This is a genomic window from Rhizorhapis sp. SPR117 (assembly GCF_021742065.1).
Window position 1 is genome coordinate 1 of the sequence record NZ_JAKKIE010000081.1, and the last position, 12,274, is coordinate 12,274.

Annotated in this window: 12 protein-coding genes; 7 read left to right on the plus strand and 5 right to left on the minus strand. The window is 59.1% G+C overall.

Translation table 11 applies throughout. The annotated features are described in order from the left end of the window. The first annotated feature begins 340 nt into the window (after positions 1-340). On the plus strand, positions 341-1,063 hold the full coding sequence (locus tag L3X40_RS19220) for a TorF family putative porin (RefSeq protein ID WP_237367027.1): 723 nt from the start codon (positions 341-343) through the stop codon (positions 1,061-1,063). Positions 1,064-1,120: 57 nt separating this feature from the next. Here the strand turns inward: L3X40_RS19220 and nikE are convergent, their stop codons facing one another. Genes nikE through L3X40_RS19235 form a run of 3 tightly spaced genes read right to left on the minus strand, consistent with a single transcriptional unit; the run spans position 1,121 to position 4,373 of the window. Next, positions 1,121-2,671 (minus strand): nickel ABC transporter ATP-binding protein NikE, encoded by a 1,551-nt coding sequence (nikE, locus tag L3X40_RS19225; RefSeq protein WP_237367028.1) that lies wholly within the window; start codon positions 2,669-2,671, stop codon positions 1,121-1,123. Next, complete coding sequence (locus L3X40_RS19230; RefSeq protein ID WP_237367029.1) at positions 2,668-3,456, minus strand: ABC transporter permease; 789 nt, start codon at positions 3,454-3,456, stop codon at positions 2,668-2,670. The genes nikE and L3X40_RS19230 overlap by 4 nt, the downstream gene beginning before the upstream one ends. Beyond that, on the minus strand, positions 3,453-4,373 hold the full coding sequence (locus L3X40_RS19235) for an ABC transporter permease (protein ID WP_237367030.1): 921 nt from the start codon (positions 4,371-4,373) through the stop codon (positions 3,453-3,455). The genes L3X40_RS19230 and L3X40_RS19235 overlap by 4 nt, the downstream gene beginning before the upstream one ends. A gap of 112 nt (positions 4,374-4,485) precedes the next feature. Between L3X40_RS19235 and L3X40_RS19240 the strand changes: the two genes are divergently transcribed. Further along, on the plus strand, positions 4,486-4,995 hold the full coding sequence (locus L3X40_RS19240; RefSeq protein ID WP_237367037.1) for a sterol desaturase family protein: 510 nt from the start codon (positions 4,486-4,488) through the stop codon (positions 4,993-4,995). Here the strand turns inward: L3X40_RS19240 and L3X40_RS19245 are convergent. Next, complete coding sequence (locus tag L3X40_RS19245; RefSeq protein WP_237367031.1) at positions 4,964-5,554, minus strand: class I adenylate-forming enzyme family protein; 591 nt, start codon at positions 5,552-5,554, stop codon at positions 4,964-4,966. The genes L3X40_RS19240 and L3X40_RS19245 overlap by 32 nt on opposite strands. Positions 5,555-5,621: 67 nt before the next feature. Here L3X40_RS19245 and lgt point away from each other — a divergent pair, with 67 nt between their 5' ends. Genes lgt through L3X40_RS19265 form a run of 4 tightly spaced genes read left to right on the plus strand, consistent with a single transcriptional unit; the run spans position 5,622 to position 9,721 of the window. Then, complete coding sequence (lgt, locus tag L3X40_RS19250; protein WP_237367032.1) at positions 5,622-6,488, plus strand: prolipoprotein diacylglyceryl transferase; 867 nt, start codon at positions 5,622-5,624, stop codon at positions 6,486-6,488. After that, positions 6,478-7,560: a class I SAM-dependent methyltransferase gene (locus L3X40_RS19255; RefSeq protein ID WP_445177213.1), complete on the plus strand. Its 1,083-nt coding sequence runs from the start codon at positions 6,478-6,480 to the stop codon at positions 7,558-7,560. The genes lgt and L3X40_RS19255 overlap by 11 nt, the downstream gene beginning before the upstream one ends. After that, entirely contained in the window at positions 7,557-8,321 is a 765-nt protein-coding gene (gene pgeF, locus L3X40_RS19260; RefSeq protein ID WP_237367033.1) for a peptidoglycan editing factor PgeF, read from the plus strand. The genes L3X40_RS19255 and pgeF overlap by 4 nt, the downstream gene beginning before the upstream one ends. Beyond that, on the plus strand, positions 8,318-9,721 hold the full coding sequence (locus tag L3X40_RS19265) for an SLC13 family permease (protein ID WP_237367034.1): 1,404 nt from the start codon (positions 8,318-8,320) through the stop codon (positions 9,719-9,721). Before pgeF ends, L3X40_RS19265 begins: the two co-directional genes overlap by 4 nt. Positions 9,722-9,757: 36 nt before the next feature. On the opposite strand, the gene L3X40_RS19270 is transcribed toward L3X40_RS19265, so the two are convergent. Then, positions 9,758-11,491 (minus strand): DEAD/DEAH box helicase, encoded by a 1,734-nt coding sequence (locus L3X40_RS19270; RefSeq protein ID WP_237367035.1) that lies wholly within the window; start codon positions 11,489-11,491, stop codon positions 9,758-9,760. Positions 11,492-11,675: 184 nt separating this feature from the next. On the opposite strand from L3X40_RS19270, the gene L3X40_RS19275 reads away from it, so the two are divergent. Beyond that, positions 11,676-12,194 carry a hypothetical protein gene (locus L3X40_RS19275; RefSeq protein WP_237367036.1) on the plus strand — a complete coding sequence of 173 codons (519 nt, stop codon included), beginning with the start codon at positions 11,676-11,678 and terminating at the stop codon, positions 12,192-12,194. The last annotated feature ends 80 nt before the right edge of the window (positions 12,195-12,274 follow it).

The window sequence follows — 12,274 nt, forward strand, 5'->3', positions numbered from 1 at the left end:
GACCGTATACGTTGACGCAGACTGATCAGAGCATCTCAAAATCTACCTTGCAAACGGGGCGGGCCATACGTTTTTTATGCCGCCGGACACCGGAGGGTATGAATGGACCCCGGAAGGAAAGCGCAGTTCCGGATCGAAAATGCAAATCACACCAGTGTTGCAACTTCGCAACATCCTGCGGATAAATTTACCGCATTTGCGGAAAAACTATTGTGCGGTGCGGAATCAGCGTGCAGTTAGGCCGCGATCAAGGCTAGTTTGTCCCACCGGTTAGTCCGGTAGAGAGGCAGCAGCCAAGACGCAGGTGGGACGATCGCAAAGTACCATAAAGGGGAATAAAATGCGTAAGTCCATTCTCGGCCTCTCGGCCGTTCTTTTTGCCACCGTCGCGACTCCCGCCCTGGCGCAGGAAATCGCAGGCACAGGCCTCACTGTTTCGGGCAATGCAGCGCTCACGAGCGACTATCGTTTCCGTGGTGTGTCCTTGTCCGGTGGCGATATCGCCATTCAGGGCGGCGTTGACGTATCCCATGAAAGCGGCTTCTATGTCGGCACCTGGGCATCTTCCATTGACGGTGGCGCCCTCTATGGCCACACCGAAGTCGACGTTTACGGCGGCTGGTCGGGTGAAGTGACCCCCGGTCTGACGTTCGACGCTGGCCTGCTCTATTATGTATACCCGAACGGCAACGGCGACAGCGATTATTTCGAACCCTATGCGTCGATTTCCGGCACGCTGGGTCCGGTTGAAGCCAAGCTGGGCGTTGCCTACGCATGGGACGGCCAGAACTCGCTGGGCGATCAGGACAATCTCTATGTCTACACCGACCTGTCCGCCGGCATTCCCAACACGCCGATCACGCTGAACGGTCATGTTGGCTGGACGGATGGCGTTCTGTCGTTCGATCCCGATGGCGAAAGCTTTGATTGGTCGGTTGGCGCTGATTATGCGATCACGCCCAACCTGTCGATCGGCGTTTCCTATGTCGGTGTTGAAGCCTATCCGTCGATTGACGGCCTGACCGACGACACCGCAGTTGCTACGCTGAGCGTCAGCTTCTAAGCAAACGCGATTTTCGATCTAAAAGAACGGGCCGTAGCGAATGCTGCGGCTCGTTTTTTATGAGCTTGCGGCAACCAATTGTCGTGTCGCTTGATGTGACGGACGGACAAATAAGTCCTCTGTCTGGCCCATTTCCACCAATCGCCCCTGCTCCATGACAGCAACCCGGTGGCACAGCCGTCGGGCCAGTGCCAAGTCATGCGTTACGAACAAAAGCGACAATTGCCGCTCACGTTGCAGTGCGGTGAGAAGCTCCATGATTTCACCTGCCGCAATCACGTCAAGCGCTGAAGTCGCTTCATCCAGCAACAACATTTCAGGTTCGACGGTCAAAGCCCGTGCGATAGCCACGCGCTGTGCCTGTCCGCCTGAGAGTGAGCGGGGATAGCGACCGGCCAATTCGGCGGGCAGGCCCACCTGCTGCAAACAGCATTTTGCTCGGCTCGTCCGGTCCCGGGCCGAAAGATTAGGCCATAAATGGCGCATGGGTTCAGCGAGGATGTCCAATACGCTCCAGTGCTGATCCAGACTTGCGGCGGGGTCCTGGAAAACCGGCTGCACCAGCCGACGTTCAGCCCGTGTGCGGCGATTTTCAGGATTGAGCCTATGTCCGCGCCACAACAATTCCCCAGCATCCATGGGGCCGATGCCGGCGATGGCGCGGGCCAGGGTTGACTTGCCGGACCCCGATCCGCCGACCAGAGCCAGTGCTTCGCCCCGGGCAATGCTGAGGCTCGCACCATCGACCGCCTGTATCCATCCCCGCCGCCATCCCGGCCGACGGAAAGCGACTGAGACATTCTGTGCCTTCAGCACCGTTTCGTGCCGCAGCGGCAAGTTGGGCAGAGGATCGGAAAGGCGCGGCGTGGCAGCAATAAGCCGCCTAGTATAGGCCTGCGTCGGTTGTGTGATGATATCGTGCGCAGGGCCAGCCTCAACCATGTGTCCAGTGTCCATGATCACGATAGTGTCGGCGTGCGATGCCACTGACGCGAGGTCGTGGCTGACCAACAACAGGCCCAGCCCTTCCTCGGCACGGAGCCGGTTGAGCAGCGTCATGATTTCTTTACGTAGCGCGGCATCGAGCGCACTCGTGGGTTCGTCTGCGACAAGCAATTTGGGCCGGTGCGCAATGGCTGCGGCGATCATCACGCGTTGTCGTTCTCCGCCGGAGAGGCGGTGAGGGAACTGATCCAGCCGTTCGTCTGGGTGCGAAAGCCCGACCCGATCGAGCATATTGGCAAGCGTGCGCCGGTCAGGCCGCTTCGCACCCGCTTGTGTGGCGGCTTCGACAAGTTGACGACCGATCGAAAGATGCGGAGTCAGCGCGGTCAATGGTTGCTGAAAAATGAAGCCTGCCGAGCGGCTGCGCAGGCGGCGCAGCTTGCCTTCGGGGGCACCCACCATTTCCTCGCCATCCAGAATCGCCGAACCGAAGGCAATTCCGGGCGACAGTCCGAACGGAGTCATGCAGGCAAGGCTCTTGCCAGCCCCAGAAGCTCCTACCAACGCAACGCATTCTCCCGGTTCGATGGTGAAGGTAATATTTTCAACCAGCCGTTTACCGGCAATATCGATACAGAGATTATTGACCGCGTACAGACTCACGCGAAGCGATCCCGCAGGCGTTCACCCGCGTAAGTGAGGCACACCAGGATCATTACCAGCATGCCGCCCGGAAGGATCAGGCCAAGGGGCGCGATGTCCATATCATCGGCTCCCTCCTTCACTAATATACCAAGCGATGTCAGTGGTTCCTGCACGCCAAGGCCAAGGAAGGAGAGGAAGCTTTCCACCATTACCACCTGCGGTACGGTGAGCAGCAGATAGGCGATAGCGACGCCTGCAATGTTGGGCAGCATATGTTCTAGGAGAATGCGGTAGCCGGGGGCTCCGGCGGCGCGGGCGGCAAGAATGAAGGGGCGCTCTTTCAACGCCATAACCTGCCCGCGCACGATCCGCGCCATGGTCAGCCACTCCACGGCGCCAATGCCGATAAAGACAAGCACTATGGACCGACCGAACACAACCATCAGCAAGATGACGACGAACATGAAGGGCAGGGCATATAACGCATCGACGATCCGCATCATCGCTTCGTCCACACGTCCACCCACCCATCCTGCGATTGCGCCCCAGCTGGCGCCGATGACAAGAGCCACCAATGCGGCAGCGGCGGCGACGGCAAGGCTGATTCGCGTACCAGCCAACAGCCGCGCCAGCCTGTCCCGACCAATAGTGTCCGTGCCCAGCAGATGATTGCCGCTCATTGGCTGCAGACGCAGTCCGGACCAATCGATGGCGTCATGGCTCCATGGAAGAAAAAATGGGAGCACAAGGGCCGCAATCGTAATAAAGCCAACCATGGCAAGGGGAATAACCCCGCGTTTCATCCGCGCATCCTTGGGTCAAGCCAGCCATAGATCAAGTCAGCGACAAGATTGAACAGAATGATCAGGGCCGCGTAAAGCGTCACCACGCCCAGCACGAGCGGGTAGTCGCGATTGAGCGCGCCCTGCACGAAATAACGCCCAAGGCCGGGCAGGGCAAAGACGGTTTCGACAATCACGGCACCTGTCAGCAAACCTGCCGCGGCCGGTCCGATATAGCTTGCCACGGGAACAAGGGCAGGGCGCATGGCATGGCGTATCAGGATGATGGGCGGTGCAATGCCGCGGGCCCGCGCCGTGCGGATATGGTCCTGGGTCAGTATCGTGGCCAAGCTTGCGCGCATCAGCTTTGCAACGGCACCCATGATCGGCAGTGCCAGAGCAATAACCGGCAGCACGAGATGCGCAATACTGCCGTCTCCCAATCCTGACACGGGCAACCATCCTATCCATAAGCCAAAGATCAGCGCCAGCAATGGCCCTGTGACAAAGGTTGGAAACGCGGTCAAAAGCGTTGCCGTCAACATCGTCGCCTCGTCCACCCATCCGCCCGCCCGGACTGCGGCATAAAGACCAAGGACAACACCGCCGACCAGCGCGAAGATCAGGGCAAGCCCGCCCAATGTCAGGGATATGGGCAAGCCTTGGGCGATAAGTTGCGTCACCGTAAAATCGCGATAGATGAGGCTGGGTCCGAAGTCGCCGGTCAGCAAATGCCCGACATACAGGGCCATCTGTTCATGGATTGGCCGGTCAAGGCCATAGGCGCTCTGCAACGCCGTTCGGGTCAGAGGGTCCAGTGGCCGTTCTCCGTCAAACGGACCGCCGGGGGCAAGGCGCATCAATATGAACGAGGCAAGGATCACGCACAGCAGCGTCGGAATGGCAGTCAGCAGACGACGAAGCAGCAAGGCGAACATGATGATGTCATGGCGGATTTCTATGCGTTAGTCATCCGTCTTAAGCGTCTCGTGATTTCATGTTTTGGCCAAGGCCATTCCCCTGAACTCCGGCTGGCGCTATATCGACGGCATGTCCACGCTTGCCGGCATCCTGCTCTTTATCCTCACTGTCACTCTGATGGAGGGGTTTGCCTATGTCATGCACCGCTGGGTCATGCATGGCCCCGGCTGGTTTTTGCATGAAAGCCATCACCGCCCGCGCATGGGTGCCTTCGAACTCAACGACCTGTATGCGGCAATTTTCGCCCTTCCTTCTATCATATTGCTCTTGGGGGGCGTGCAGTTGGGATGGGGGGAATGGGCGACATGGGTGGGGACCGGGATAGCGGCCTATGGCGCGATTTATTTTGGCTTTCATGACGTCATCGTCCATCGGCGCATTGGCCATCGGTATGTGCCGCGATCCGATTATATGAAGCGCATCGTCCAGGCGCACCGTTTGCACCATGTGGTGGAAACGCGGTCGGGTACGGTCAGCTTCGGTTTCCTCTATGCACCCCGGCCCGAGATATTGAAGGCGCAGCTCGTGCGGAACGGGAAAGAAGGAATCAGGGTAGCATCTTCCGATACATCTCCCTGAGAATCCTTTTGTCGATCTTCTCAGTGCCCAGGCGCGGCAACTGTTTTTCAGAGAACCAGGTTTGCACAGGAATCTTGAATGGCGCGAGCCGTCCCTCCAGAAAATCATACAGCGCCTGCGTAGTCACGGCTTCGCTTTCGTGAAGATGCAGCACTGCGCCGGGAACTTCGCCATAACGCAGATCGGGAAGCCCGAAGACGGAACATTCCTTGACTGCGCGATGTTCGTATAAAGCAGCCTCAACTTCCGGACTGCTGATATTTTCGCCGCCACGGATGATGATATCCTTCTTGCGGTCGACGATATAGAGATAATCCTCCTCATCGACATAGCCGATGTCGCCCGTGCGGGAAAAACCATCGGCGGTGAAAGCGGCCTCCGTATCGTCTGGCTGGTTCCAGTAATATTTGAAATTGCACACTGTACGGAAGGCGACTTCACCATGCTGTCCTGTGGGCAGATGCTTGCCCGCTTCATCCACTATCGCAAGTTCGACCAGCGGTTGTGATACTTTGCGGGCGAGGGCGGCGTCGAATTCGCGGTCGAGCTGTGAAGGCAATTTCGCTCTCCCTCTTGGTCTTGTCAGTTGCATCCTTTATGCAGGCCAAAATCGCTGGGGAAAAGCCTTGATAGAATCAATCTTCGCAAACGCTACGGCATACCTGCATTTCGATAGCCTTGGCGTTGGCCCTGTGGCGCTTGACCTCGGTTTCTTCACCCTGAAATGGTATTCTTTGGCCTATCTGGCAGGCATCCTGCTGGGGTATTGGTATCTGTTGAAGCTGATCGCACAGCCGGGGGCGCCGATGGCCCGGCGCCATGCCGATGATATGATTTTCTATGCGACGCTCGGCATCATATTGGGCGGTCGATTGGCCTATGTCTTCTTCTATCAGCCCGCCATCCTTCAGCATCCGCTCGATATTTTCAAATTGTGGCAGGGCGGCATGTCCTTTCACGGCGGAGTTGTGGGCGTTTCCCTGGGCATCCTCTATCTAGCGCGCAGGAACGGGCTCAGCTGGCTGCGGGTGCATGATTATGTCGCCTGTTGCGTCCCTTTCGGCCTGTTATTCGGGCGGCTCGCGAATTTCGTGAATGGTGAATTATGGGGCAAGGCGACCGATGTGCCCTGGGCCATCATTTTCCCCACCGGCGGCGACATTCCGCGTCACCCCAGCCAGTTATATGAGGCAGGGCTGGAGGGGCTCATTCTCGGCCTTATCCTCTGGTTCGCGTTCTGGAAGACCAAGGCGCGGTATCAACCCGGCAAGCTGGTCGGCCTGTTCCTGCTCGGCTATGGCATAGCGCGCTTCACGGTCGAATTTTTCCGGGAGGCCGATGTGCAATTGATGGAATTTGCGGAGCGCACGGGCCTGCATATGGGCCAGTGGCTGACATTGCCGATGATGCTTGGCGGGCTGTATCTGATCCTGACGGCGAAGGGTCGTACAGCCCGCGATCTGACGCCGGACGGCAGCGTGCGTGCCGGCTGACGAACACTGGCCCGTGCTGACGCTGGCTGACCGTCTGGCGCGGCAGATCGAGGCGGGTGGTCCCATTTCGGTCGCGCATTACATGGCAGAGGCCAACGCGCATTATTATAACAGCCGCGATCCGTTGGGTGCGGCGGGCGATTTCACGACCGCGCCGGAAATCAGCCAGATGTTCGGAGAGCTTGTCGGACTGTGGCTGGCCGACATCTGGATGCGCAGCGGGCGCAAGGACAATCCGCTTTATGTTGAGCTTGGCCCGGGACGTGGAACGCTAGCCGCCGATGCTCTGCGCGCGATGCAGATGGCGGCGCTTGCGCCCAAGGTACATTTCATTGAAACCAGCGAAGTATTGCGGGCAAAGCAGCAAGCCAATGTGCCGCAAGCAATCTGGCATGATGATCTGGATGGATTGCCTACTGCCGGCCCTCTGTTGGTGGTCGCCAATGAGTTTTTCGACGCGCTGCCAGTGCGACAAATGGTGTCGACGGACCATGGCTGGCGCGAACGGGTTGTTGTTCGCGCATTAGATGATGAGGCAGGCAAATTCCAACCGATGGCTGGCTATCGCCCGATGGATAGTGCGGTGCCGGACAGTCTCCGCGACGCGCCAAAGGGCGCCATATTGGAAAGCTCGCCTGCTGGTGCCACCGTCGCCTATGCTCTGGCTTTGCGCATTGCCAAACAAGGCGGTGCGGCAATCCTGATCGACTATGGTTATGAAGGCCCTGCACTTGGCGATACATTACAGGCTGTACGGGGTCATAAGACGGCCAATCCTTTTGTTGATCCGGGCGAGAGTGATCTTACTGCGCACGTCGATTTCACCTGCCTTGGCAATATGGCGCGACAGGCCGGATTACATGTATATGGGCCAGTAGGGCAGGGGCGATGGCTGACCGCGCTTGGCATTGATGCGCGTGCCGAGATACTTGCAGAAAAGTCACCGGAACGAGCTCATGACGTCGAAAGCGCACGATCCCGGTTGACCGCGGACGATCAGATGGGCAGCTTGTTCAAGGCGATGGCCTTCGTCCATCCTGACTGGGCATCGGCGGAGGGGTTCGAGGGGTGATCGAAATATTGCGCAGTGGCGCCTTGGGCGAAGCGCCGCATGGTTTTTTGGGGCGGCGCGGGGGTGTGTCGATTGGGCTATATGGGGGCCTTAATGTCGGCCTTGGTTCGACGGACGATCGCACGGCCATCGCACAGAACCGTATATTGGCGCGGGAGGCGGTTTTGCCGGGTTCTGCGCTCGTCACTGTGCATCAGGTACATTCGGCCGATGCGATTACGGTCACAGCGCCCATAGCCGACGATGCGCGGCCACCGGCAGATGCGATAGTGACGGACCGGCCGGGCCTGTTGCTTGGCATATTGACTGCTGATTGTGTGCCCGTGCTGTTGGCAGACACGCAGGCGGGCGTCATTGGCGCGGCCCATGCCGGGTGGAAGGGTGCGCTTGGCGGTATTACGGATTCAGTATTGGCGGCAATGGAAAAGCTGGGTGCGCGACGGGAACGAATAGGCTGTGCGGTCGGCCCCTGTATCGCTCGCGCGTCTTACGAAGTGGCCGATGACTTTGCTCAGAATTTTCTGCGGTCGGATCCCGGGAATGAGCGTTTTTTTACCGCAGGCCGTCCCTGGCACCAGCAATTCGATATAGAGGCCTATGTCGTGGCGCGCCTTGCCGGTGCGGGCGTCACCCGGATCGAGGCGATGGGGGAAGACACCTATGCGCAACCTGGCCGTTTCTATAGCTATCGCCGCTCCTGCCATCAGGGTGAACCGGGCTATGGCCGTCAGATTTCGTTGATCGGATTATCCGCCGAATGACCAAGCGCATCGGCTTGCTGGGCGGACTGATAGCGTTCATTGCCATGTTGCTATCGCCTGCGCCTGCTGGAATGTCGGCGGATGCATGGCATATCGTTGCACTTATCACGATAATGGCGACATGGTGGATGACAGAAGCGATTCCGCTTACGACAACGGCGCTGCTCCCGTTTCTGCTCATTCCCGCCATGGGCCTGATGACGCCGGCTGACATTGCCGGGGCTTATTATTCGCCGATCCTGTTTTTGGTACTGGGTGGAGCGTTTCTGGCGCTCGCTATCGAGCGAACAGGGCTGCATCGGCGATTGGCGCTCGCCATAGTGGCGCGCGGTGGGCGGACGCCGGGCGGGCTGCTTTTGGCCTTCATGGCGGCAACAGCGATATTGAGCTTCATTGTTTCCAATACGGCAAGCGCGTTGATCATGATGCCGATTGCCGTTGCCATCATTGCAGCAGCGGGCATCCAAAAAGGTGAGACCGAGGGATTTGCAGGTGCGCTTGCCATGGGCATTGCCTTTGCCGCCAGCATAGGCGGTCTGGGAACGCTGGTGGGGTCTCCGACAAATGCCATCGCGGCGGGCCTTATCGAACGGATATTGGACTATCGTATCGATTTCGTCATTTGGGCGAGTTTCGGGGTGCCCATTGTCATTATCGGTATTCCGCTGTGCTGGTTCATCCTGATGCGAATACAGCATGTGCGTGCGGAAACATTCGATGCGCATGATCTGCACAGTTCCATCGGCACAGCGGGAGGCTGGTCGGTGGCAGAGAAACGCCTTGTACCCTTGCTCGCGGCGGTGGTCGGTCTGTGGATAGTTGCACCTTTATTTCCGTCACTCTTGCCGCCGGACACCATAGTAGACGGCAGCATCGCTATTGCAGGCGCATTGCTCCTCTTCATCATTCCCGATGGAACCGGACGACCACTGCTCAATTGGGAGGAGGCCAATCGGGCGCCCTGGGGCGTCATCATGATGTTTGGTGGCGGGCTGGCGCTTGCTGAAGGCATTACGACGTCAGGCTTGGGCGATTGGCTTGGTCAGGCATTGGCTCCTCTGGCGGGCGTATCGCCGATCATCATCGCCATCGTGCTGGTAGGCCTTGTGATATTGGTGACGGAATTTGCCTCAAACGTCGCCACGGCAAGCGGCATGATGCCTGTGGTTGCAGGGCTGATCGCCGCTACGGGTGCAGATCCGGTGACGCTTGCCATGCCAGCGGCGCTGGCGGCGAGCTGGGGCTTCATGCTGCCTTCTGGTACTGGCCCCAATGCTATTGGCTGGGCGACGGGGCATATCGCGCTGCCCAGAATGCTCAAGGCCGGTTTCATTCTCGACGTTTGCGGTATTGGGCTGATCGTGCTGACGGTCTTTGTCTTGGCACCGATAGCGGGTTAGACCGTTCCGCAGGCGTTGAAAATTATAGGCTAGTTGTTACCGGGGTGCGGGATTTTTACGCTTCGTTCGCATAGGCCCGCGTTGTTGCGGACGACCGGGGCCATTGGGGCGGGAAAAGCCGCCCGGCTTTGGGCGAAGAGGACCGCGTCGTTCCTGTGACGGCGGACCGCTGGCGGCCTCGATACGGATATCGCCGTCATCGCCATCTGTTGGAGCGCGCTTTATGGCATCGGCGAATTTCTTTGCGGCGGCGCGGGGAATCTGGACAAAGGTTTCGGCGTCCCCGATGCGGATGGCGCCAACCTCGCCCTTGGTGATGTGGCCACGGCGGCACAACAGGGGCAGCAGCCAGCGCGGATCGGCCTTTTGTCGCCGTCCGACGCTCATGCGGAACCAGGCGCTGTCCTCAAACCCCGGACGTACTTCGTCGGGGCCGCCGCGTTCACGCCGTTGCGGCGCGCCGCCTGCGAGCAAATCCTCCGGTGCTGGCAAACGGGAACGATGCATCTTCACCAGCGCCGCGGCGATTTCCTCTGCGCTTTTCTTCTCTAGAAGACGTGCGGCAAGTTGCCGATCGGTTTCATCCAACTCTACCGGTTGCAGCAACATGTCCACCAAGCGGTCATTATCGCGCTTGCGAATATCGTCGGCCGATGGCGCGGCGATCCATTCCGTCGAAATCTTCGCGCCGCGCAACATCCCCTCGACGCGTTTGCGGCGGGTGAAGGGAACGATCAGGACGGCAGTGCCCTTTTTGCCCGCGCGCCCCGTGCGGCCCGAACGGTGTTGCAGCGATTCGGCATCGCGCGGAATATCGGCATGGATGACCAGCCGCAGGTCGGGCAGATCGATGCCGCGCGCCGCAACGTCTGTAGCAACGCAAACGCGCGCGCGCCGGTCGCGCAGGGCCTGCATCGCGTGGTTGCGTTCATTCTGGCTGTGCTCGCCCGACAACGCCACGGCGTCGAAGCCGCGTTCGATCAGGCTGGCGTGCAGGCGGCGAACGCTTTCGCGCGTCGCGCAAAAGACAATGGCTGTTTCCGATTCGTGAAAGCGGAGCAGGTTGACGACGCTGTGTTCGATGTCGTTGGGCGCAACGGCAATGGCCTGGTAGGTGATGTCACCATGGCCGCGATCCGTGCCGATGGTGACGATTTTCAATGCGTCACGTTGGTAGGCGCGGGCAAGCGCCGCAATCGGCTTGGGCATGGTCGCGGAAAACAACAGGGTACGCCGCCCCTCTGGCGCCGCATCAAGGATTTCCTCCAGTTCCTCACGAAAGCCCATGTCGAGCATTTCATCGGCTTCATCCAAGATCACGGTGCGCAGTGATCCGGTCAGCAACTTGCCGCGTTCCAGATGGTCGCGCAGCCGCCCCGGCGTGCCGACAACAATGTGCGCGCCATGCGCCAGATTGCGTTGTTCGCTGCGAATATCCATGCCGCCGACACAGGCGATGACCCGCGCGCCAGCCTTGGCATAGAGCCATTCCAGTTCGCGCTGAACTTGCAACGCCAATTCGCGCGTAGGGGCAATGACCAGCGCCAGCGGCTCACCTGCCCGACCAAGCTGATCAGAACCATTCAAAAGTTCCGGCGCACAGGCAAGGCCAAAGGCGACGGTCTTGCCCGATCCGGTCTGCGCCGAAACGATCAGGTCGCGTCCGGCCGCTTCAGGTTCCAGCACCGCCTGCTGAACAGAGGTAAACGCAGTATAACCGCGCGCGACGAGCGCCTCGTCAAGCGAAGACGGCAGATTGGGGAAAGACATTCAAAATCCAGTCGGGAAAGGGCGGCCAGGATCCGATGTCCGGCCATCATGCGCCGCCCCTTAGCATCCCTTGGCCCGTTCGGCTACACCAAAGGATGATCGATGGCGGGCATACCCGTTCGCCATAAAGCAACGGATGGCCCGTCTGTGCGTTTTCCTTGCCTCAATCAGAGGAGAATGACGCATGCGAGGTTTTTTGGTTCTTACAGGCGTATTGGCTGCGGCTGCGGGGCTGACCGGATGTGGAAAGGATGAAACAGCCACGCAGCGGGAGAAAATCGGCCATGTGTGGAAATATGAAACGAAGGACAATCAGAAAATCGCTTATATCGGCAGCACGAACAGCGTGGCCACACAGAGCGCACCGGATACCTTTGCCGTGTTGCTACTCAACAGCCTGGACAATGGCACGACGGGCGTAACGGTAAAAACGGTCGGAGCGCCTTTTTACTGCGACCTGTCCGATTGCACCGTGACGGCGAGCATCGATGGCGGACGGGCGAAAATATGGCAGGGCCGCATGACCGACAATCAGGACGGCATCTTCATCCCGCCCGCCCGCAAGGCATCGGACATGGTGATGAATGGCAAGGTGCTGACGGTGACAGTCGGACTGACGCCGAAGACCAGTCAGGCGTTCGAATTTAATGTCAGCGGTCTGGAATGGAACGGAAAGAAGCCATCGGCCAAGCCCAAAGTTTAGGAAGTTTAGAGTCCTCTTGGAGGAGGAACCCCTCCGACTTCAGTCGGATACTGGCTTTAGCCTTAGACTCGGCCAGTAGC

Excerpts from the sequence above, each read along its gene's own strand:
- L3X40_RS19235 (WP_237367030.1), bottom strand. The coding sequence starts at position 4,373 with ATGTTCGCCTTGCTGCTTCGTCGTCTGCTGACTGCCATTCCGACGCTG.
- L3X40_RS19270 (WP_237367035.1), bottom strand. The coding sequence starts at position 11,491 with ATGTCTTTCCCCAATCTGCCGTCTTCGCTTGACGAGGCGCTCGTCGCG.
- L3X40_RS19220 (WP_237367027.1), top strand. The coding sequence starts at position 341 with ATGCGTAAGTCCATTCTCGGCCTCTCGGCCGTTCTTTTTGCCACCGTC.
- L3X40_RS19240 (WP_237367037.1), top strand. The coding sequence starts at position 4,486 with ATGTCCACGCTTGCCGGCATCCTGCTCTTTATCCTCACTGTCACTCTG.
- L3X40_RS19275 (WP_237367036.1), top strand. The coding sequence starts at position 11,676 with ATGCGAGGTTTTTTGGTTCTTACAGGCGTATTGGCTGCGGCTGCGGGG.
- L3X40_RS19230 (WP_237367029.1), bottom strand. The coding sequence starts at position 3,456 with ATGAAACGCGGGGTTATTCCCCTTGCCATGGTTGGCTTTATTACGATT.
- L3X40_RS19265 (WP_237367034.1), top strand. The coding sequence starts at position 8,318 with ATGACCAAGCGCATCGGCTTGCTGGGCGGACTGATAGCGTTCATTGCC.